The organism is bacterium (Candidatus Blackallbacteria) CG13_big_fil_rev_8_21_14_2_50_49_14 (genome assembly GCA_002783405.1).
GTDB lineage: Bacteria > Cyanobacteriota > Sericytochromatia > UBA7694 > UBA7694.
In genome coordinates, this window is sequence record PFGG01000035.1 from 285,655 (window position 1) to 306,365 (window position 20,711).

Annotated in this window: 21 protein-coding genes; 8 read left to right on the top strand and 13 right to left on the bottom strand. The window is 45.8% G+C overall.

Features of this window, described 5'->3' with window-relative positions:
• Positions 1-30 precede the first annotated feature (30 nt).
• Together COW20_08050 and COW20_08055 are read right to left on the bottom strand one after the other, a co-directional pair.
• The gene (locus COW20_08050; GenBank protein ID PIW49062.1) at positions 31-501 is read right to left on the bottom strand and encodes a hypothetical protein; all 471 of its coding nucleotides are present in this window, start codon (positions 499-501) and stop codon (positions 31-33) included.
• A gap of 39 nt (positions 502-540) precedes the next feature.
• Positions 541-1,941, bottom strand: coding sequence for a hypothetical protein (locus tag COW20_08055; GenBank protein ID PIW49063.1), 1,401 nt, complete (start codon positions 1,939-1,941; stop codon positions 541-543).
• A 169-nt stretch (positions 1,942-2,110) separates the two neighbouring features.
• Between COW20_08055 and COW20_08060 the strand changes: the two genes are divergently transcribed.
• Positions 2,111-4,039, top strand: a complete 1,929-nt coding sequence (locus COW20_08060) for a hypothetical protein (GenBank protein PIW49064.1) — start codon at positions 2,111-2,113, stop codon at positions 4,037-4,039.
• A 2-nt stretch (positions 4,040-4,041) separates the two neighbouring features.
• Positions 4,042-4,500: a hypothetical protein gene (locus COW20_08065; protein ID PIW49065.1), complete on the top strand. Its 459-nt coding sequence runs from the start codon at positions 4,042-4,044 to the stop codon at positions 4,498-4,500.
• 1 nt (position 4,501) lies between these two features.
• On the opposite strand, the gene COW20_08070 is transcribed toward COW20_08065, so the two are convergent.
• The 3 genes from COW20_08070 to COW20_08080 all read right to left on the bottom strand — a co-directional run bounded on the left by COW20_08070 (position 4,502) and on the right by COW20_08080 (position 8,263).
• Positions 4,502-6,142, bottom strand: a complete 1,641-nt coding sequence (locus COW20_08070; protein ID PIW49066.1) for a transporter — start codon at positions 6,140-6,142, stop codon at positions 4,502-4,504.
• A complete protein-coding gene (locus COW20_08075; GenBank protein PIW49067.1) occupies positions 6,139-6,810 on the bottom strand; it encodes a hypothetical protein in 672 nt (223 codons plus the stop codon). The genes COW20_08070 and COW20_08075 overlap by 4 nt, the downstream gene beginning before the upstream one ends.
• A gap of 61 nt (positions 6,811-6,871) precedes the next feature.
• Positions 6,872-8,263: an MATE family efflux transporter gene (locus tag COW20_08080; GenBank protein PIW49068.1), complete on the bottom strand. Its 1,392-nt coding sequence runs from the start codon at positions 8,261-8,263 to the stop codon at positions 6,872-6,874.
• 2 nt (positions 8,264-8,265) lie between these two features.
• On the opposite strand from COW20_08080, the gene COW20_08085 reads away from it, so the two are divergent.
• Both COW20_08085 and pap read left to right on the top strand, forming a co-directional pair.
• Complete coding sequence (locus tag COW20_08085; GenBank protein ID PIW49069.1) at positions 8,266-9,150, top strand: hypothetical protein; 885 nt, start codon at positions 8,266-8,268, stop codon at positions 9,148-9,150.
• On the top strand, positions 9,143-10,621 hold the full coding sequence (pap, locus tag COW20_08090; GenBank protein ID PIW49070.1) for a polyphosphate:AMP phosphotransferase: 1,479 nt from the start codon (positions 9,143-9,145) through the stop codon (positions 10,619-10,621). The genes COW20_08085 and pap overlap by 8 nt, the downstream gene beginning before the upstream one ends.
• On the opposite strand, the gene COW20_08095 is transcribed toward pap, so the two are convergent.
• Both COW20_08095 and COW20_08100 read right to left on the bottom strand, forming a co-directional pair.
• Positions 10,613-11,980 (bottom strand): alpha-amylase, encoded by a 1,368-nt coding sequence (locus tag COW20_08095; GenBank protein PIW49102.1) that lies wholly within the window; start codon positions 11,978-11,980, stop codon positions 10,613-10,615. The two genes, pap and COW20_08095, sit on opposite strands and share 9 nt — an antisense overlap.
• Positions 11,981-12,099: 119 nt before the next feature.
• A complete protein-coding gene (locus tag COW20_08100; GenBank protein PIW49071.1) occupies positions 12,100-12,501 on the bottom strand; it encodes a hypothetical protein in 402 nt (133 codons plus the stop codon).
• A 329-nt stretch (positions 12,502-12,830) separates the two neighbouring features.
• Here COW20_08100 and COW20_08105 point away from each other — a divergent pair, with 329 nt between their 5' ends.
• Together COW20_08105 and COW20_08110 are read left to right on the top strand one after the other, a co-directional pair.
• On the top strand, positions 12,831-13,301 hold the full coding sequence (locus COW20_08105; GenBank protein ID PIW49072.1) for a hypothetical protein: 471 nt from the start codon (positions 12,831-12,833) through the stop codon (positions 13,299-13,301).
• A gap of 15 nt (positions 13,302-13,316) precedes the next feature.
• On the top strand, positions 13,317-13,727 hold the full coding sequence (locus COW20_08110) for a hypothetical protein (protein PIW49073.1): 411 nt from the start codon (positions 13,317-13,319) through the stop codon (positions 13,725-13,727).
• A gap of 51 nt (positions 13,728-13,778) precedes the next feature.
• Here COW20_08110 and COW20_08115 read toward each other — a convergent pair whose 3' ends face one another.
• The 6 genes from COW20_08115 to COW20_08140 all read right to left on the bottom strand — a co-directional run bounded on the left by COW20_08115 (position 13,779) and on the right by COW20_08140 (position 18,386).
• Positions 13,779-14,198 carry an NADPH-dependent 7-cyano-7-deazaguanine reductase QueF gene (locus tag COW20_08115; GenBank protein ID PIW49103.1) on the bottom strand — a complete coding sequence of 140 codons (420 nt, stop codon included), beginning with the start codon at positions 14,196-14,198 and terminating at the stop codon, positions 13,779-13,781.
• Complete coding sequence (locus COW20_08120) at positions 14,191-15,306, bottom strand: hypothetical protein (protein PIW49074.1); 1,116 nt, start codon at positions 15,304-15,306, stop codon at positions 14,191-14,193. The genes COW20_08115 and COW20_08120 overlap by 8 nt, the downstream gene beginning before the upstream one ends.
• A 53-nt stretch (positions 15,307-15,359) precedes the next feature.
• Complete coding sequence (locus COW20_08125; GenBank protein PIW49075.1) at positions 15,360-16,232, bottom strand: hypothetical protein; 873 nt, start codon at positions 16,230-16,232, stop codon at positions 15,360-15,362.
• A 79-nt stretch (positions 16,233-16,311) separates the two neighbouring features.
• Positions 16,312-16,893, bottom strand: coding sequence for a hypothetical protein (locus COW20_08130; protein ID PIW49076.1), 582 nt, complete (start codon positions 16,891-16,893; stop codon positions 16,312-16,314).
• Positions 16,881-17,405 carry a hypothetical protein gene (locus COW20_08135; protein PIW49077.1) on the bottom strand — a complete coding sequence of 175 codons (525 nt, stop codon included), beginning with the start codon at positions 17,403-17,405 and terminating at the stop codon, positions 16,881-16,883. Before COW20_08135 ends, COW20_08130 begins: the two co-directional genes overlap by 13 nt.
• Positions 17,406-18,386 (bottom strand): hypothetical protein, encoded by a 981-nt coding sequence (locus tag COW20_08140; GenBank protein ID PIW49078.1) that lies wholly within the window; start codon positions 18,384-18,386, stop codon positions 17,406-17,408.
• A 113-nt stretch (positions 18,387-18,499) separates the two neighbouring features.
• On the opposite strand from COW20_08140, the gene COW20_08145 reads away from it, so the two are divergent.
• Complete coding sequence (locus COW20_08145) at positions 18,500-18,826, top strand: hypothetical protein (protein PIW49079.1); 327 nt, start codon at positions 18,500-18,502, stop codon at positions 18,824-18,826.
• A gap of 88 nt (positions 18,827-18,914) precedes the next feature.
• Positions 18,915-20,645, top strand: coding sequence for a hypothetical protein (locus COW20_08150; protein PIW49080.1), 1,731 nt, complete (start codon positions 18,915-18,917; stop codon positions 20,643-20,645).
• Positions 20,646-20,711: the final 66 nt, after the last annotated feature.

Sequence of the window (20,711 nt, forward strand, 5' to 3'; positions counted from 1 at the left end):
AGGCATGGTCGAAAGTTGCATTGATATAAATCAGTTTGCAGTTTGACCTGATTCAGGTACGGGCACAAGATAGACGGGAATATCTTTGCTGTGGTTGGCCACATAGTGGCTGGTACTGCCCAGAAAAACGCTGCGAAAGCCTCCCAACCCGCGTGTTCCCATTAGAATCAGATCACATCCTTCTTCATGTGCGGTTTTTAGGATTAAGGGGCCGGCTGAACCCTTCATGACCAGTTCTTTCTCAATTTGAAAGCCAGAATCTCTGAGTTCATTGGCCAAGGCGTGCAAGGTTTCATGACCGTAGTTTTCAAATCGTTTTTCAACTTCCTGAACATAAGCACTGTCGGTTCCATAGCGATAGAGTACGTGGCCCATTGTAAATTCATAACAATGAAGCAAGGTGATTTTTGCTTGAAAGGATTGAGCTATGGCCTGTAAGTCTTTTAAGGCGGCCTGTGAAGCCTCTGAACCATCTGTGGGATAGAGAATATGTTTAATCATTCACCGTAACCTTTCTTTATAAACCTGGGGTTCGATCGCTTATTTCCATAAGCCCATGCCAATCCCAATTTCGTACAAAAGGCTGCCAGCATTGGATTTGGGTTTGCTTCCGGAAATTTCTTTGTAATATTTGCGGAAGAAGGGATAGGCTTCTGCTACAAATTCAAATTCTGGATTCAGCCCCATGATAATGCCTTCGGCTGTCAACATGGCACGAATTAGGAGAATAAAGGCCGTTGAAAAATAAATTCGGTAGCGCGAACACAGCGTGGTGATATGGTTGAGCGTGCTGCCAAAACTGTATTCAGAAATGGAGGAGCCTTGGACATGCTCACAGAAATCAATATATTCCTTCTTGAATCCTGCCAGATCAGTACAGGCTGAGGTATCTGCCCCTTTTAAAAGTGCGTCAACAGCCTCTTCAAATTTGCCCAGGGCCAGATTGGTCCAGTATTGGAAATAGGCAAGACGAAAATCCATCTGCAATTCTCCGACCAAACCGAAATCCAGAAGCATCAGTTTGCCATCTTTGGCAATCAGCATATTGCCGGGGTGTAAGTCGCCGTGAAAAAAACCATCGATTAGGGTTTGCTTCAAGAGCATATAGTAAACGTCACCGGCAATTTTTTCCAGATTGTGGCCTTCTGCTTTCAGCCGTGTGATTTCATCGACGGTGATACCTTCCATAAAATCCATGGTCAAAACACGTTTGCTGGTATAGCGCCAATAGACTTTGGGAATGCGGATAAAATGCATGCGTTCAGTATTTTCTGAGAACTGCTCAATATGGCGGCCCTCAATGAAAAAATTGAGTTCGCGTAAACTCCATTCCTTGAATTCCTGGATGGTTTCCAGAATTCGAAAGGGCTGGAGGGTGGGAAAAAGTTTGACAACGGTCTCACCCAGACGCTCCAACCACTTCAAATCAATCGCAACATTTTCGTCAACCAAGGGTCTTTGGATTTTTACGGCCACCACGGTTCCATCGTGCAGGCGTGCTTTGTGAACCTGTGCCAAAGAGGCTGCAGCGACCGGCTCTGGGGAAAAATACTCGAAAAGCTCTTCTGGCGGCGCGCCCAATTCGTCAATGAAGGCATTGCGTATGGCATCAAAATCACAGAAAGGCATACGCGATCGCAAAGAGGAAAGGGCTTCAATGTATTCAGGCGGCAAAAGATCGCGTCGGGTGCTCAGCACCTGTCCAAATTTAGCGAAAATCCCCCCCAACTTTTCCATTACATTGCGCAATTTATAGGGAGTGGAGAGGGGGCCGGTGCCTTTGGACAGCTCGATTGCGTCGTCATAGGTTTTGCGCCATTTGGAGGGGCTGGGAACCCATTTTCGCTTAATGCCCTGTTCAACGACTTCACGAAAGCCGTATTGAATCAGAACAGCAGTGATTTCTTGCAAGCGACGGAGTTCTTTGGTTGTTTCAGCCATGGATAATGCCGCCAGTCTTAGATTCTATTTCAGGGATCAGAACTATATCAAATTTTAGCACAAAGGTTTCATGCCGGATGTGTTGATTTTGCTTGAAAGGCAGCAATGATTATGTGATGATAAGGGTGGGCAAAATCTTCTCCGTGATTGGTTTTTAATGGAATAACTTATGAAATATACTTCTCGTATTGTGATGGGCGCTTTGGTCTCTTTGCTGAGTTTCAACTGTTTTTCAGGCGCACAAGCCTTGGCGCAACCACCTGTTTTCCGTGATTTTCATGGTGAGGCAGGTTTGCTTGGCAAGTTGACTTCTGCTCAGCCTTCAGAGCAGGAACTTTCACATTTAACCCAGACTCTTCTGCATCTGTATCTTTGGACAAAAGACAGTTTTGCTATTCAACAGGAACCGGAGCAGGAAAAGTTCATTAAACAGCTTTCGGGGTATATTCAAAGACTTGAACGTGCGCCGAAGTCTTTGCCAGAAGTGAGAATCAAGGCGCTCAAAGCAGCATATTTGCTTTTATTGCATGAGTATGAACAAGCGATGAGCCTGGCGAAAGATGCTTCAGACTTTGAGTTGCGTCTGGTGCTTACGCTTGTGGGGGAACCGCGGCCGGATAACGACCAGGTCTGGCGTATTCCGCTGGCGGGGGCACGTCAATTGGTCAAAGACTCTTCTGCCTCTGTTTTGGCGGGCAATGTTTTGGTGGAAGCTATTCTTGAAGCGGTGGGAGAATCAGAGCATAAACAGAAGCTTTTACAGGAAGCCGAGCAAGTGTTGAAAGCCAAACAGCGCTTGGCGCCTGAAAACTTGTATCTTCAGTATCAATTGGCGCAGACCTATTATCTACAGGAGCGTCAATCCGAAGCTTTTGCGCTTTTTGGGCATTTGCTAAAACAAGCCCCTCAGAGTTATGTCTTGGCTGAATCTTCAGGAAATTTTTATTTTTGGATGAAAGAATACCAACGCTCTGCTGAAGCCTATGGGCTTGCTTTACGCGTCAACCCTCTGCAAACCAGATTGTATCGTAAATTAGAGCAAGTTTATTTGCGGCTGGAGGCGCCAGACCAGGCGCTGAAGCTTTATCTGAATGGACTTTTGAAAATGCCTTCTGAAGGGGCCTTTTATCAGGCCTCAAAGGATCTGTTGATGCAGTCTGAACCTGAAAAGACTTTAATTGCTGTCGAGCAGGGATTGAAACAAGCGCCTGGAAATCTTTATTTGCAGTTATTTAAAGGGGATGTCTTGTCTCTGCTTGAAAGACCCAAAGAAGCTGAAAGCGCTTATCAGAGAGCCATTCAGTTGAACTCTGTGATTCCGATTGCCTATGAAAATCTGTTTCAATTGCTGTGGAAACAGAAAGATTTTGAGGCGATGCATGCTTTGATTGAGAGGGCCCGTCAAAAGCCTGGGGTTTTAAATGCTACCCGTTATTGGGCTGGCTTGGTGTATTTGCAAGAGCATCAACCAGAATTGGCTGTAGAAGAATTGGAAAAAGCCTCTTTGAAAGATCAGGGGGTACGCTATGCTTTGGTGATGGCCTATCGACAGAACAAGCAGTTCGATAAGGCCAAAAATCTTTTACAAGAACTTTTAAAAGAATCGCCACGGGATTTAAACCTGCTTTTAAGCATGGGGGATGTTTATTTCGAAGAAAAGAACATGACCAAAGCTGAAGATTATTATCTTTGGGCCAATAAGATTGAACCTTATCATCCCAGTGTTTATTTCAGTTTGGGCAATCTCTATTCTGATTCCGGGCGACCACACCTTGCGCGCCAGGCTTTTGAGCGCCTGATTCTGATGGCTCCTGAAGACTTGGATGCCAGAAATAATTTAGGCAATGTGCTTTTAAAAGAGCGCAATTTTAGAGAAGCAGTTCAGCATTTTGAAACGATTTTGCGAATGAATCCTGAGTATGCGACTGCTTATTATAATATGGCCTGTGCTTACTCACTGACCCGCCAGAAAGACACGGCCCTGCGCTTTCTCAAACAGGCCCTGGAAAGAGATCAGAATTTGAAAAAATTGGCAATGACAGATCCTGATCTCGATAATTTGCGCCAGGAAAAAAGTTTTCAGGAATTGGTTCACTAAAATTGGTTCAGGTCGGCTTAGATATTGTGGCCTTGCATCAGGATCCTCTGATGACAAAGCGTATTCAATCTGGAAAATTTCGAATCAATAAAGAATTAAATGAAGAGTGGTTGGATATTCAAAACAACGGCCCTTATGTTTTGAATATCCAGGGGCGCGTTCTGGCCTGTATGGAGCGTCAGGGATTGCGCAGTTCTCCGCGCGGTTTTCGCTGTCTGAGAAAAGCCCTAATTCGCGCCAATACCACGATTCCTTTGAATCCTGGGGATAAAATCAGAATTTACACAGGTGAGCAACCCCCAACACCGACGCGGATTGAGCAGGAGCGTTTGGCTCGTGTCCTTTGGATGGTGCAGTCGACTTATCTTTGGATCCCTGAAGGACATGAGGTGCATGTCTATTTCAGCCAAGAGGATCTGAATAAAGGCAAGCCGCCACTTTCAAGATATATTTATCGTTGAATCAGAGCCCTGCGAACCAAAGCAGCAGTTGTGCCAAAAGAATTTTTGAAATCATGGCTGCCGGCATCATGCCGACATAGGCAATATTGGCGGCTTCTGAAGAAACCCGTTGATTGACAAAAGCCAGAATCGCGGGTTGTGTTTGCCCCCCCGCCAGGGTGCCTGTGGTGGTTACCCAGTCCCAGCGTAGAATGAGATAGGAGCCCACTAAGAAAATTAGGGTGGCTCCAAGGGTAATCAATGCGCCCGTTAACAACAGGAGGGGGCCCTGGCTTTGTAGGGCTTTCACGAAAGCGCCTCCTGAACGCAGCCCGACTGAGGCAAAAAATAGCATCATGCCCAGCTGGCGAAAGGTCATATTCACTTCCAGGGGCAGGTTCCAGATAATTGGCCCTGTTCTACCCAGCCAACCTAAAATCAGGGCCACGACCAGGGAGCCACCGGCCATGCCCAGTTTAAGCTCAGCACTGCCAATCGGAATGAGGATTTCTCCGAGCAGAATGCCCAATAAAATGCCCAATGAAAGTGAGACAAAGTCTGTTTCTCCCAGGGAACGCAGAGAGTCTCCCAGCAGTTGGGTCAATGCTGACATTTTTTCAGCAGGTGCGACAATTCTTAAGCGATCTCCCCGTTCCAGAATGGTTTCATCTGAAGGAACAAAATCCACGTCCCCTCTACGAAGTCGGGTGACCACGACTTCCCAGTCACGTTCTAAATGGGTTTCTTGAAGGGTTTTGCCGATGAGTTCTGGGTTGGTGAGGACCACCCTGCGAAAATCAAGGGTTTGGCGTGAGGTTTCCGGGCCTGCCAATGTGACCTGGGGGCCGATCTGATGGCTCAGGCTTTCAAGCTCGGCTGCTGAAGCCACAATATGGAGAATGTCTCCTTCGGCTAAAAGGGTGTCCGGTCGCGCCAGAATAATCTCGTTTCCTCTTTGGATGCGACTGACTTTAATGCCTGGTTTTGAGAGCAAGCTACTTTTCAGTGTGTGACCCGCCAGTTCTTTACGATCCAGGCGAAGATTTGCGGCTGAGGCTTGAGGTTGTGCGCCCGCTTCCTGTTCAGCTTTCTGAGCTTCTTTGGGCAAATTTAAGTGTTGAATCCAAACCAGGGCTTGGGCCAATAAGATCGGCAGTAAAACAGCCAGAGGGTAGGCAATTGAATAGCCGACTGCAGGCTGGGCGGCCAGTGGGGTTCCACGCAGACTTTCACTGACCATTGCCAGAGCGGGGGTATTGGTGGTACCCCCACAAAACAGACCGACAGCTATGGCGGGTGCAATGCCCAGTTGCGTGATCGCCAGCCAGGTAAGGCCTCCGGCCAGTGAGACCGCTGCCAAGGTCAGCAGAATCATTTGCAGCCCACGTTTGCGAAATAGTCGAAAAAAAGAAGGGCCTGCCTGTAAGCCGATCGGATAAATAAACAGAAGCAATCCCAATTGCCCGACAATCTCGGGCAGCATGAAACGTCCATCTTCCCAGGCTCCCAGAGCCAGCCCCACAAAAAGTACAGCCGCAACGCCCAGGCTGACCCCGGCAATTTCTAAATGGCTGAGCAAATAGCCGAGTCCAATCGTCAGAAAGAGCAAAAGCAGGCCGTGATGGGCAAGAAAATTTCGAAGCGCGTCGAAGGTGAGGTTCATAAATGACTTTCTTTGGGGGGAAGAGATGGGGGAGAGCGTTTGAGTTTTTGGGTTAAATCGTTTCCCAGGATTGACTGCATGGCAAAGCGAATATTGGGATTGCGTTGCAGCATGGCATGCAGCGCCTGCTTATCCCAGGCGAGATAGCGGGCTGTTTCACTGCAGATTTTGACGGTGGCAGTGGCTGGCGTTCCAGCAAAAAAACTCATTTCACCAATAAAATCCCCGTCATTGAGCTGATTCACGGGCTGTGCTCCTACTTCCACATTGGCTTGCCCACTGTAGAGTAGCATTACCCGCTCTAAATCTTTGCCCTCTTCAGTTAAAGTTTCACCCTGAACAGCCTGTTGCCAATCACCTATACGCATCAATTTGAGAAATTCTATCGGAGAAAAGCTTTGAAAGAGCGTTTCGTAGAGCTCTGTCTGTTCTTCTGAAAATGAAATACTGCGGCGCTCATAGATACTCAAGCCAATCTGAAAGAGATTGACCCCTATAAAAGCTAAGTTCCAGTTAATCACCAGCCACAAGGGTTCTGCGGGGGCAAAATAATTAAAGACGATTCCGGCCATGCTGGCAATAATGGAAAGCAGGCGCAGAATAAAGATATCTCTGACAAGGTATGAGACAGCGATTAACGCAAAGGTCAGGTGTCCGAAAAGCTCCATGTGGATTCTCTGCTGGGGATCAGGATAAGCCTGATTTTAGCACAGATGAGAAGAGAGCAGCTTAAGTTTTTAGAGAGCGAAAATGTGATTGAAAACGCAGAGAAAGTGTCAGACCCGCTGTGAGCAGTCCCAGGGTTAAGCCTGCCCACAATCCTTTCTCCCGCCAGTGGAGCACATGGGCAAAGAAAAGCGCACTGCCCAGCCCGATACCCCCATAGCAGAAAAAACCAATCCACATGGGAATACGGGTATCTTTCATGCCTCTGAGTGCGCCTTGGGAGGTGACCTGCAAGGCATCAAAAAGTTGGAACAAAGCCGCTATTTTTAAAAGTGAAATGGAAAGCAGCAGCAGCGCTTGGTTGGCTGGCAAGTTGGTTTTGATATACAAACCGATCAGCAGGTGGGGGGCATTCCAGAGCAAGAGACCGACTCCTCCCATAAAGAACATTCCCAGCATAATGCCGATCCAACCTGCTTCCTGAGCTTTTGCGGTCTGGCCTCTGCCCATAGCCTGCGCAACTCTGACGGTCGAGGCATTTGCTACCCCCAAGGCGATCATAAAACTGGCAGAGGCGATATTTAACGCTATTTGATGTGCTGCCAATGCAATGCTGCCAAAGTGCCCCATTAAAAAGGTCGTGCCCGTGAACAACCAGACCTCTGTTAAGATGCCTCCCCCCATCGGCAGGCCAATTTTCAATAATTCGCTCAAGATCTTTTTTTCAATTTTAAAAAAGGGAGACAGGCGCAGATAAGGAGAAAGTTTGGGATCACGTAAAATCCAAATCAGCAAACAGAAAAAAAGCCAGAGATTGACACAGGTTGTGGCCCAGCCTGTACCCGCGATACCCAATGCTGGAAAACCAAAATTACCAAACATCAAGGTCCAGTTCGCAAAAATATTGATAAAAATACCTGAAATAGAAATGAGAAGTGCAGGACGGGGGCGTCCAAGGCTTTCCATCAGTCCTCTGAGAACGGTGACGCCCATGGCGGGCAAAATGCCCCATCTTACGGCTTGTAGATATTGACCCGCCTGCAGGGTGAGTGTTTTGGGCTGGCCCAGCCAGGTCAAAATAACAGGCCCATAACTGAGCAATAGAAACAGGGGCAAGGCTAAACACAAGGCAAAGAGGAGAGCCTGGTGAACTGTTTTTTGAATACTTTCATGATCTTGAGCGCCATAGCCATGCGCACACAGGGGAGAGACGGCGCTGAGAATGCCTGAGGCGGGCAGCCAGAGCATAGCAAAGAGGGTAGAGCCCAGACCTGCACCGGCCAAGGCCAGACTGCCCAATTGACCACACATCAGGGTATCAATCATATGCAGGGAGAACTGCGCCAATTGACTGGCGGCCATTGGAAGCGAGAGTTTGAGAGTGGCTTTGATTTCTGTTTGAATATTCATAGGGAGGCAGTCATTGTGGCACAGGATATTTCTGGCTGAAACCATTTTTGGAAAACTTTGATTTTAAGCGTTATAATTTTTATATATGCAATATGACAAAATCATCTTTGGTTTCGCATTATTTGAGACAGCTGTTTCTGACACTTGGGAAACAGGTCAGGATTTTACGCGTTCATCCCACAGAAGAAGATGCTTTGCATGAGTTTCGACTACAAATCAAGCGTTTACGTGCGCTGCTTTATTTTTTAAATACGGTCATTCCCGACAAAAAGCCGTTGAAGCTTCCCCGAACCTTGAAAAATATCTTTCGCGCTTCAGGGTTTTTACGTGATCTACAGGTACAAAGAAAAGTGGTTCAGGATTTTTTTCCTGAGCCCTGGTTTGTGTCGTTTTTAAAGACAACACAGCCGGATTGGGATATCGCACGAAAGAAAATCAAGTCAGTGCTGAAAGCGTATTCTCAACATGCGACGCGGGTCTTTTTTCAGCGTTTATTCAGGCGTCTCAGCCATCTAAAAATCTCTTCGCTTCCGAATTTGAGCTTGCCTTTGGTTCAGGCCAAACTGGAATTGGCCGTTCAGGCCTTAAGCTGTGAAACCCCGGCCTTGCATGAGATTCGGATTCATTTGAAAAAATCACAGTATCTTTTGGAAATTCTCGTAAAGTATTTTCATTTAGAAGATATTATTCATGACTCTTTTGACAGGCTGAAAAAAATAACAGCCAGATTGGGAATTTGGCATGACCAGGAAGTTTTTGCTCTGTATCTACAAAGGCAGACCTTTGAGGATGAAGAGGGCTGGAACCAAAAATTCATTAGACAGCATCTTCAAGCCTCGGCTCTTTTGGCAACAGAACTTTCTGAACAGATTCCCGATTTGATCAATGCATTGTATTGGCAAACAGAAGAAGGAGCGTATTCCCATGTTTGAATCTGCAGAAATTGGACATGTGATTTTAAAATCTGAATATGAACAAACCCTGCCTGAACTGCGCCAGGATCTTTTGAATCTGCAGCAGGAACTGCGGGAGAGAAAGTCTTTTCCTGTGGTGATCTTGATTGGTGGGGTAGATGGGGCTGGTAAAAGTGAAACGGTAAAGGTTCTGAATGAATGGATGGACCCCCGTTTTATTGAAACCCGTGCCATGGGAGCTCCAACTGAAGAAGAATTGGCGCATCCGCCGATGTGGCGTTTTTGGAATGTTTTACCCCCCAAAGGAAAGATTTCGATCTTCTTTGGTTCATGGTATACCAGTCCGATTATTGATCGGGTTTATGATCTCAGTTCAAAAGCCGAATTGGATCAGGCCATGGAACGTGTGGTTCGGTTTGAACGTATGTTGTTTGATGAAGGGGCTTTGGTCTTAAAATTCTGGTTTCATCTTTCAAAAGAGCAGCAGAAAGAGCGTCTGAAACGCTTGAAAAATGATCCCGATACCCGTTGGCGGGTTACCCAGGAAGAGGAAGCCCATTTTAAAAACTATGATAAATTCCGCAAAGTTTCTGAACGTGCCCTGCGTTTGAGTTCACGTGCAGAAGCACCTTGGATTATTGTCGAAGGGATGGATCCGCGTTTTCGCTATTTAACTGTGGCAAAAACGATTCTCACCAGTATTCAGCAGCGTCTGGCCCAGGAAGATCTGCCCTCACATCCTGCTTTTCCTGCCTTGCAACCGCCGATAGATCAAAAGTTTTTATTGCAATCTCTGGATTTTGCAAAGACGATTTCAAAAAAAGAATATGAGAAAAAACTTGAAAAATACCAACGCAGCTTAAATTTAATGGTGAGAAGTGCCCGTTTTAAAAAACAGGCAGCGATTTTGGTCTTTGAAGGTTCCGATGCGGCAGGCAAAGGTGGAGCCATCCGGAGAATTTCTGGGGCTTTGGATCCCCGCAGTTATCAGATTGTTCCGATTGCGGCTCCAACCCAGGAAGAGCGAGAAAAACCCTATCTCTGGCGTTTTTGGCGCCATATTCAACGGCGTGGGACGTTTACTATTTTTGACCGCTCCTGGTATGGACGTGTGCTGGTGGAACGTGTTGAGGGGTTTTGCAGTGAATATGACTGGCAGCGTGCCTATTCTGAGATCAATGATTTTGAAGAACAGCTGACACAGGGGGGGGCCTCTGTGATTAAGTTTTGGCTGAGTATTTCCAAGGAAGAGCAGTTGAAACGTTTTCAAGAACGCGAAAAAACAGTCTACAAACGCTTTAAAATCACAGATGAGGATTGGCGCAACCGTGAAAAATGGGAAGACTATGAAATCGCTGTCTCAGATATGATTGATCGCACCAGCACAGAACTTGCGCCTTGGACGATTGTTGAAGCGAATGATAAGTATTTTGCCCGTATCAAGGTTTTAGAAACGATTTGTGAACGCTTGGAACTGGCCTTAAGTTAAGCGGTGTCTCAAAATTCTTCCCCAGTACGGATACAGTGGACTGATTTTTAAACGCCCATGCTTTGCTTCAAAATATTCACCTGGATTGAGTAAGTCCTCCCAGATACCCTTGCCGTGATGCAGTGGAATTTCGAGTTTGCTGTTTTTGCCTGAGGCATTGACTGCGACCAGAATGTGTTCAGAAGGGCTTTGTCTTAGAAAAGCCAGTTCTTTGGCGTGCACTTGCAGGGTTTGGTATTGCCCGTGTTTAAGCGCATCAGACTGATGATAAATTTTTGCAAGTTTTTGCAGACTCAATGCCAGATCTTTGTGTTTGCTCTGCCAGCCCAATTCGGGAGAGGGCAGATACGGGCGAAGCGCTTTATCTGACCACTTATGCCGTTTGCCTTCCAGCCCCCATTCACTGCCATAGTAGAGAGTGGGCACGCCTGGCAGGGTCATGAGCAGGATATGCAAAGGATAGAGATTCCGCTCTTCTTTGAGCAGGCTTGCAATGCGATTGACATCATGGTTATCGACAAAGTTTAAAAGGGGCAAATGTCGGTAGACCCCCTGCTGACCAAATTGTCGCTCCAGCGTATGCGCCAGAATATGGTAGTCCTTGGCATTGTGACTGGTGTGCAAGCTGTGATAGAACTCAAAATTGGTAACAGAATCGAGCATCTGGGGATTGACCCAATCTCTGTAATTCCCCATCACGACCTCTCCCATTAACCAAAAATCAGAGGAGAGTTGATGCGAGAATTTACGCAAGCGTTTCATGAAGCTAAAATCCAGGCAATCTGCTGCATCTAAACGCAATCCGTCTATTTCATAACGATCTACCCATTGTGCCAAGGCACCGAAGAGGTGTTCGCGAACCGCAGGGTTGCGCACATTGAGTTTGGCTAGGTCATGGTGGCCTTTCCAGCCCTGGTAGGTAAAAGGGTCTCCCTTTTTACTGCGTTTGCCAAAGCGCACGTGACGGTACCAGCGCAGATAAGCTGAATTCTGTCCATTCCTGCGCAGATCCTGAAAGGCCCAAAATTCACGACCTGTATGGTTAAAAACAGCATCTAAAATGACACGGATACCGGCACGGTGAAAGGCTTTGACCAAATGAGCCAAGGTTTCGTGGGTGCCGAGTCTGCGATCAAGATGGTAATAATCGCGGGTATCGTAACCATGAGACGTGGATTCAAAAACGGGGCCCAGACAGATGGCATTGACACCCAAAGAAACCAAATGCGGAATCCAGGCATGTAATAGCTCAAGACGAGGAACAGGAGCACTGTGGTCGCTATTGTGATGGGGTGCGCCACACATTCCCAGGGGGTAAATATGGTAGAAAAAAGCATTGTGGGACCAGTGGGGATAAATATGTTTTGTCATGGCTGCTATTATAGTGCCTGCCAGAAAGAAAAGACCATCTGATTTGAATAGCAATAAAAAAAGCGGTTGAAAAATTTTTCAACCGCTTTTGCGAAAATTGATATTGTTTAGGATTTTTTTGCGGGTTTTAAACGGCTTAAGACCTGAACCTGAGAAATAATCTTTGAAGAGAGTGCGTTAAAATCCATATTCTTGGGTTTTTCCATAAAACCCACAGCCCCTAAATCCATGACTTCTTTGCGTTTTTCATCAAAGGGCTCTGCTGAGGTTATCACCATGATGGGTTTGGGTGTAGAACTCATAATTTGTTTAATTGCGGCAGGAGCATTTTGTTTGGGCATGCGGTAATCCATTAAAACTATATCTGGATTCAAGGCTTTGGTCTGTTCAACAGCACTCATGCCATCTGAAACCACGCCGACCACTTCAATACTTTTGTCTTTTTTTAAAACTTCGGAAAGCAGCTTTTGAATAATGGTTGAATCTTCCGCAATTAATACTTTGGTCATGTCTTATTTTCCTTTGTCATAGTATTCACTCACACAGTATCTGATCTGAATATAAATGAAATTAGTTAGCCTTGCAAGCATCTCTGTCTAAATCGTGTGATAATCAAAAATTTTCTTGATAAAGCTCAATTTTTATAAATAGTAAATACTATCAATTATATTAAGTATGTCTTATTTATTTAAAAGAATTAACAATTTAAGCTTACTTGAACCAGTTCCTGTGTTTGGAATGGAGGACGTGAAATTTTAGGTGGGAGAAGTTTAGTTTCAAGAAAACGTGCTTGACAAATTCGTTGGGTTTTTTATATATATTTATTAGCACTCTGATAATGGTAGTGCTAATAAATATTTCTCACGAGGTAGAAGATCATATGTTTTGGACGCTCTCAAATACATTTGAGGAAATGGATACCCTGCGTAGGGAAATGGAAGAGCTGTTTAACCGCAGTCAGCGTGTTTTTACTGCTTCTGGCCGTAATTTCCCCTTGATCAATATTTACAATCATCCTGAAGAAGTGCGCGTGGTTGCTGAACTGCCTGGTGTGCAAAAAGAAGATTTGGATATCAGCTATACCAAGGGTGTTTTAAAGCTCAGTGGACAACGCAAAGCTGCTGAGCTGTCTGAGAAGTCGGTTCAGATTCGTTCTGAACGAAAAACTGGCAATTTTGAAAAGACCGTTAAAATCCCCTTTGAAATTGATGCCGATAAAATTCATGCTGAGCTTAAAAATGGGGTTTTACAGATAGGCTTACCCAAAGCCGAAACCGTCCGTACCCGTCAAATTCAAATTCAGGCTTAAGAGAAAAGGAGACCTATGATGAGTGATACACAAAGCTTACAACTTTCAGAAAAAAATCCGGTACTTCAGGCCACCGCTGAAGAGCTGATCAGCCCGGAAAATGCCTACCGCCCAGACGTGGATATCTATTACTCTCCCGAGGCCTATCTGTTCCATGTGGATTTGCCGGGAATTAAAGAAGGGGATATTCAACTTGAAATTGACGAAAAGAACACTTTGGTTTTGAGAGCCAAAAATGCCCAAGAGTTTTCGGGTGAACTCCTGTTTAAACAGGTTGCGCTCGGGAATTTTTACCGGGCTTTTCATCTCAGCGACGATATCGACCGCAACCAGGTTCAAGCGCGTTTTGAGAATGGCGTGCTTGAAATTCAAGTCGGACGCCGTGAGGAAATCAAGCCCAAGCGGATTGAAATCAAAATCGGCTAAACGTAAAAAGGGAGGGCCCCCTGCCCTCCCTTTCAGTTTTTTACAAGAAGCCTACAGCGGGTTTTGTCCCTTTTCAACCCGCACATTGATGGCAATGCCCCCCCGGGCTTTAAAGTTGCCCTTGACCTGTATCCAACGTGGTTCCATGGCCTTGACCAGGTCATCTAAAATGCGGTTGGTCACGGCTTCATGAAAACTGCCAATATTGCGGAATGAAAATAGATACAGTTTCAAGGCTTTGGATTCAACGCATTTTTGGTTGGGAACGTAGTGAATTTCGATTGTGGCGAAATCGGGCTGTCCGGTAATCGGACACAAGGTGGTAAATTCGGGGCAATCCAATGAAATCAGATAATCCCGATCAGGCGCTGGGTTTGGAAAGGTTTCCAAAACAGCATCTTCTGGGCGTTGAGGGTATTCCGTCGTTTTGCCCAAAATTTTTAAATCTTGCTTTTTTAATTTTTTACTCATTTTCATTTTTTCCAAACAGATATTTCAGACCTGCAGCCATGCGATGGCTCCAATGGGTCCAATTATGCCCTTCATTGTACTCCTGGTATCTGAAGGTATACCCTTTTGCGGCCATGACATCTGCCATATGGCGGTTGGCATGAATCAAGCCTTCCAGACAGCCTGCGCTGAGATAAAAGCGAACGGGGCGAATAGGAAGATCGCGCAAGGTATTGACCATGCGCTCACGGTAAAATTGGAAAGAACTGGATTGCCCAAAGACCTGGCCATAAACATGGGGGTATTGAAAGGCCAGATAAGTAGACACCAAGCCACCCAGTGAGGAGCCCAGCAAAGTCCGGGCCTCTGGTTCAGGTCGAGTTCTGTAGTGCTGGTCTATCATGGGGGTGATTTCTTCTACCAACATATGACAGTAACTGTTGTTAAAAGTATATTCACTAAAGCGGTGAATTGGGTCAATGCATACGGCAATGACGGGTTCAATGGCTTCTTCTGCGATTAAACGATCAAGAATCCAGTGAAGTTTTCCATTTTCAATATAGTCTCTGCCATCATGGGTATACAGGACAGGATATCTTTTTTCTGGATTTTCTTCGTAATCAGGTGGCAAATAGATATACAAATCGCGGCCTCCAGGCAAAGCGCCGCCCTGAAAACTCTCTTTGAGAACCTGTCCATGGGGAATGTCGGGTGCCCAGTGAGGGTGGACATCGCCCAGGTAATCGCGCATGACACAGGCTGAATTCTTTCCCCCAATGCCATTTTCAAGTCTTGTCTGGTTCCAGGGATCAAGTGTCCACTCCCCGTTTACCAGAAATTTGTATTCTAAACGGGCGTCACGGGGCAGAATGATAGACAAATAAAACAGATCTCCCGGCAATCTTTGCAAATAAAGCCCCCGGCTGTGCCAGCCTGTAATTTCACCGGCCAGCTCTACTTCACGGGTATGGGAAGTGCCTTGGTAGAGAAAGGTGACTTGTGTGCCTTCTATCCAGGGAGAAATTTGTTTTTCTGCAAGCTGACGGATTCTTTTTTCAAGTTGAGGTGAAGTGGGAGCGGAAGGATGCGTACCTCTGGACATGACAGAGATGATGGGTACATTGAACATAGCGCAAACCTTATAGATTGATAGTTGGATTGTTTGCTTATTTTACAATAACTTTATTCTAAAGGCAGTGATCGATGTGATATGACAGTAGAAATTGTATTTTCGCGCCGATCAAAGAGCGCAATATCTGCTCTGTTTTCTCCCAAACGGTTGGTATAGAGCACCCGCGTATTGTCACTGGACAAACTGGGATCTGTACCTGGGGTAATCGGGAAGGATTTAGAAAGAGAGAAAAAATACATATAAATATTGCTGAGGTAATTAAAGACCATTAAGGAACGATCCTTGGACCATTCAGCATCTGCGAAGGTTAAATCGGTTTGATTCATGGGAACCGTCTGCTGGGTTTGCGAGGCCAAATTAAAGGTATGGTATTCCAGAATCCGTTGATTCAGCTCTTTGGATTGAGGCGTCATGGTGCTTAACCATTGCAGTTTCAGGCCATCGTTGGACCAGGCTGGCGCATAGACTTCTCTTTCCAGTGTGATGGGCAGAGATGTGGTTACACTTGTGGCAACATCATAGAGTCGAATTTGGCGGTTGCATTGTACGCCGCCCACCCGATCATTGGCTTCACAGTTATTATCGTAGGTAAAAACAAAACGTGATTCAGAAGGATGCCAGCTGGGATTATCTCCATCACTGACCTTGTGAAGATTCTCGCCATTTTTATCCAAGAGATAAATTTCTTCAGTGTCTTCTGTACTGAGGAGAAAATTCTCGCCACTGGCATCCCAACTGACGGTTTTAAAGCGTGCGGGTTTGAGTTCTTTGACTTTGAGCAGATCACTGCCATCCAAAAGACAGGTATACAAAATATCATGTACTTCCTGGCTATTGTCTTTGCGTGAACGAAACAGAAAGGCGATACGTTGACCATCAGGAGCCCAGCTGGGAGAATAGGCCATACGAACCAGACCCGGCACCGGTGTGCTGACAGGCGTTGGATTGGTTCCCTGAGCGCTTACACAGCCACTGATTAAGAAGGCTGAGACGAGCAGAGCCTTAGAAATTGAGTTCCATAATGGTTGAGTAATAGCCATGTTCCTGCTGCTTTAAAGTAATTTCCCGAATGCGGGCTTCAATTTGCTGATTAGACAAAGCCGTTTGGTAATAAGCATCGGTTGCTCCCCAGGCCAAATAGGCGGAAGGGGGGGCCACATTTACGATTACCGCTGCGGTTCTCGCAATATCAGAATCGATACTGCTTAAAAGATAGCTGCCTAAAAAACTGACAATCAAGGTGGCGGCAAAACCGCCCAAGACCCAGACGCCTCTGTTGGTGTGTCCTGCGTATAAGTGTCCGGCACCTGGCACAACTGAAAACAGAGCGGCGATTTCAGGTTCTGCTTTGAGTGCTTTCAAACGTTGTTTTTCTGCCTCAAGTGCTTTGAGATCCATGCCTTTGAGTGGATCTGAAGTGGCAGCCTGGGCTACCACGACGGGCGTTGCGGCTTCAAACCTGTAAACAGGTTCTTCTGCAGCCTGAACTATCCCCGGAAAAGTATGCGACAGAAGAATAGCTGCTGTCACTGCGGAGAGGGCGGATCTGAGAGAATGCTTTTTGTTTTGTTTCAAAACTGCCATAATGTCACCGATACCAGACTCCCTTTCATTATATACGCATTTTCGGCCGGGTCTAGGGTGTTTGTCACCTTTTGATTATAAGCCTCTGCCCGTCGCCAGGCATCACCAAAATTCCAGATCCACAACCCAGGCAAGGCAATTTGCAGAGCCAGCGTCAAAGCCTCCCAATGGGCTTCCGGCAGACGTTGGGTTGAACCATCCCGTACCACTCGGTCTTGAATTGAGCTTGCGCGTTGCTGATCTACCCAAAAGTAGGCGGCAACACCCAATGCCAGTCCCACAGTTATTAAAACTTCAGGCCAGATCCGCTCTTCCACATACATCTGTCCGCTACCCGGCAGGGCAAGTGAAAAGGCAAACGCCAGCCAAGGACTTTTTTCAAGTGCCTCGGTTTCGTCGGTTTGTACAGAGAGTGTTTCTTCTGTCTTTGTACTTTCAGCGAATCCCGATGGAACCAAAATGGTCATCATGATGCACCAGACTAACCCAAAGATTACCAAATTTTTCTGCATTCAGCCAAATATTTTTTTCAACTCAGGATGATAGAAGGTGAAATTGAACAAACCCTTGAGGACATGGACTTGTTCAGGATTAAGTTCTGCAATATTACACAGTTCCAGACTGATTGTCAAAGTTCCCAGCCCCATGATCAACAGATTCAGATTTAATTTTTGCAAATTGGGCAAAGGCAGGTGGCGTGAGCGTGCCGGAATAATTTGCGGTGTGCTGATATCTCCGGTTAAATGGGGGGGAATCAAGGCCGGTGCTACTTGGTTAGCCATTTCAAGCAATCTGGATTTGACCAGGCTGCTGCCAGCTTTTACCAGATATTTTTGCCCATTCATGCGGGTGACAATATGGTGTTCATTTAAGATAGACGGAACTGTTCCCAGGGTCAGGCCCGATTCGTCGATATCGACTTCTACGCTCATGCTGTCAATTGCCCGAAAAATAAACTTGCGGTTTTCAAGTATCCATTCGCCTTTGCGATCGGCATCTAGAGGGATATGAATTGGTTTGTCCTGTCCCAATCTAACGCGCAGAGCTTCTGGTTGACGCAAACCATCTTTGGATTCAATCACGCCAATTTTTATTTTTTCATCATTGTAAAGGGGGCCTAAATTGAGCTCGATGGATTTTACCCATTCATCGGTACAGTGGTATTTTCGCGAACTGCCTTGATAGGGCAGGCCCAAGAGTCTTTTCATGGATTCATCACGTTGAGAGGATTCTTCAGAGGTCAGGGTTGTGAAATTATGCCCACAGAGACTGTACGCACTGAGATTTAAAGCGGTTAGGAGTGAGATGTCAAAGATACATTGCCCACCGATGGCAGGTCCCAATAACCCGACACGAATGAGCAGACGGTAGGGAGAGTTATTTAATGAAGGACTGTTTCTGGCTGCAATGACAATTTTATCAGTTGCAGCCTGTAAAGCCCTGATACAGTCAGCCTGTATATCAGCCTGTCTGAAAACATCGTACAGACTCAAGTCATTCCTCAATTGGCCCAGGATAATTATTAGTATACCATTCTGTCTGAGCGGCTTGATCTGGGCATGTTATAGTGAAGGTGAGATTTTTCCTGTTTTTGGGAGGGTGTGAAGTGCCTGTAAAAATACAGTTTGGGATATTGAGTTTATTTTTTGCGTTTGTTTTGATGGGAGCAACCTCTCCTGCGCAGAAAGTTCAGGTTGAGAAAAAAACACTTCAGTCTCCGGAAATTGGAAAACAGGTGTATCAGGGACAATGTCGTTTTTGTCATCAACCCAAACCTGTGAACAGTCTGCCTGACCTGAATGCCTGGGTGCGTTTGCTCTATACCAGTGGCTGTCCACGGATCAGTCTTTCTTTGAATGAGTTACAGCGCAAACAGATTCGCGCCTTTGTGGAGTTTGAACTGAAAAAAGTACCCCCTTCTCCTTTGAAATAATTCAGCGTTTTTTAAAGAGTATGGGTGAGTGTTTCCCTTTCAGGGAGCGCCTTGGGGCAATGTGTGAAAAGAGAGCACTTACTTTAGTATGTTGAAATTTTGGAAATTGTCTGGCGCAAAGATACTTTGGGCCAGTTTTTTAGTGTGTCTGGCCCTTTTCTTGATGATCGCAGGCTTTGAGTTCTTTTTAAAACATCAAATCCGTGCTGATTATCAGCGCAACTATCAGACTTCAGCGGAAAAAGCGAGTCAATTGCTTTCTGAGGATTTAGGCCCTTTGCTGCAGATTGCGAAGGTAGATGCCGCTTATTCAACACGTACCCTACAAAAAATTCGTGATTCTGTTTTCAGTGTTGAAGTGGGAAGTTCGGCCTATCTCATTTTATTGGATAAAGCAGGTGTGTTTTTGCATCACCCGAATCGTGACTGGGGTTTGGCCTCTGTGCATGCTTCCCGTTACTTTCCTGCTGAAGCAACACGGGCGATAGAGGAGACCTTAAAGAATTCGCAACGAAAATTTGTGCGTTATACGGATCGCGGACAGGTCTTTTGGCTATTTTTGGAACCGCTCTCAGAAAAACCATTTTTTATGGGTTTGGTTTGCAGTGAGTCTGAATTGACAGAACTGCCTGATGCGCAAAGGTTTGCTTTGTTACGTTTTTTAAGTGGCAGTTTTGCCTTGATCTTGGGAATTTCTCTCTTGCTGGAGCTCTGGCGTTTTTCACGGGTTGAGATCAAGCGTTTGTCTTGGCTTTTTTCCTTGGCTTTGTTGGCGAATTTAGGCTATGCCTGGTATTTGCAGATTCATGTGAACCCTTCTCCTGTTGAATCCCAAAGCTTAGGCTCACCCACAGATTTGACCCGTTACCGTGCTTTGCTTCAAATTCATGGAACAGGCAGTTACTTACCGGATCCGATTTTGGTTCCGACGGGTTTGCGAATTCGTTCTTTGAGTTTTGAAAAGCCAGATATTGTCAGAATTTCAGGTTATTATTGGCAGAAATTTCCCCGTTGGCGCAGGGGGATGATTTCACCTGAATCCAAGGGGATTTTCTTTCCTGAAGCACGAGAAGTTCGTTTCCGTGACGCTTTTTCGCGACTGGCTTCGGGCTATGAATTGTCGGGGCAGTATTTTGAGCTGGTTTTGCAGCAAGGCATGAATCATTCTCATTACCCTTTGAACCGTGAAACCGTCAATCTGCATTTTTCTGTGCCAGAGCAAGCTGAAAATATTGCGCTCATTCCCGATCTTGATGCCTATCCCAAAGCCACAAAACCAGGCTTAGATACTGCGCTGCGGATTGATGGCTGGGATATTTATGCCAGTGCTTTTCACTATCTTTTAACCGATCGACATCCCTTGTCTGAACTGCATGAAAAGTCCGAGGGACAGGTCCCTGAACTGAATCTGAAAATCTATGTAAGACGCAGTTTTTGGGGGGTTGTGATTCTCAATCTGATCTATGTCGGTATGGTCTTGCTGCTGCTTTTTTGGGTGCTGATCCGAACCACCTCAGCCTATTATGAACTGTACCGCCCTTTGGATATCTTTGGGCCAGCGATGGGATTGCTTTTCCCTCTGCTTTTTGCACAATCAAATTTGCATTTGGGCGTGATTGGGGTGGAGCGGCTTTTTTATCTTGATTATTTTTATTTTATGGTCTATTTGGCCATTGTTTTGGTCTCCGCCCATTTTCTCTTTTGGGCCCCTCAAAAGGCGACTGTTTTGAACCGAGAGGATGGGATTTTAGTCAAATCCATGTATTGGCCTTTGATTTTAGGCTGTCTTGAATTGGTGACCCTGACCCTGTTTTGGTAAATATAAAATAGGGTAAATATAAGGTTAAATTTTGTTAAAAATATAGATTTATGCCTTGAGATCAAA

Coding starts and splice junctions, on each gene's coding strand:
- COW20_08080 (PIW49068.1), bottom strand. CDS start 8,263: ATGGTTTCAGCCAGAAATATCCTGTGCCACAATGACTGCCTCCCTATG.
- COW20_08100 (PIW49071.1), bottom strand. CDS start 12,501: ATGACCAAAGTATTAATTGCGGAAGATTCAACCATTATTCAAAAGCTG.
- pap (PIW49070.1), top strand. CDS start 9,143: ATGTTTGAATCTGCAGAAATTGGACATGTGATTTTAAAATCTGAATAT.
- COW20_08075 (PIW49067.1), bottom strand. CDS start 6,810: ATGGAGCTTTTCGGACACCTGACCTTTGCGTTAATCGCTGTCTCATAC.
- COW20_08150 (PIW49080.1), top strand. CDS start 18,915: ATGTTGAAATTTTGGAAATTGTCTGGCGCAAAGATACTTTGGGCCAGT.
- COW20_08130 (PIW49076.1), bottom strand. CDS start 16,893: ATGGCAGTTTTGAAACAAAACAAAAAGCATTCTCTCAGATCCGCCCTC.
- COW20_08120 (PIW49074.1), bottom strand. CDS start 15,306: ATGTTCAATGTACCCATCATCTCTGTCATGTCCAGAGGTACGCATCCT.
- COW20_08070 (PIW49066.1), bottom strand. CDS start 6,142: ATGAACCTCACCTTCGACGCGCTTCGAAATTTTCTTGCCCATCACGGC.
- COW20_08050 (PIW49062.1), bottom strand. CDS start 501: ATGATTAAACATATTCTCTATCCCACAGATGGTTCAGAGGCTTCACAG.
- COW20_08060 (PIW49064.1), top strand. CDS start 2,111: ATGAAATATACTTCTCGTATTGTGATGGGCGCTTTGGTCTCTTTGCTG.
- COW20_08135 (PIW49077.1), bottom strand. CDS start 17,405: ATGCAGAAAAATTTGGTAATCTTTGGGTTAGTCTGGTGCATCATGATG.
- COW20_08110 (PIW49073.1), top strand. CDS start 13,317: ATGATGAGTGATACACAAAGCTTACAACTTTCAGAAAAAAATCCGGTA.
- COW20_08105 (PIW49072.1), top strand. CDS start 12,831: ATGGTAGTGCTAATAAATATTTCTCACGAGGTAGAAGATCATATGTTT.
- COW20_08115 (PIW49103.1), bottom strand. CDS start 14,198: ATGAGTAAAAAATTAAAAAAGCAAGATTTAAAAATTTTGGGCAAAACG.
- COW20_08055 (PIW49063.1), bottom strand. CDS start 1,941: ATGGCTGAAACAACCAAAGAACTCCGTCGCTTGCAAGAAATCACTGCT.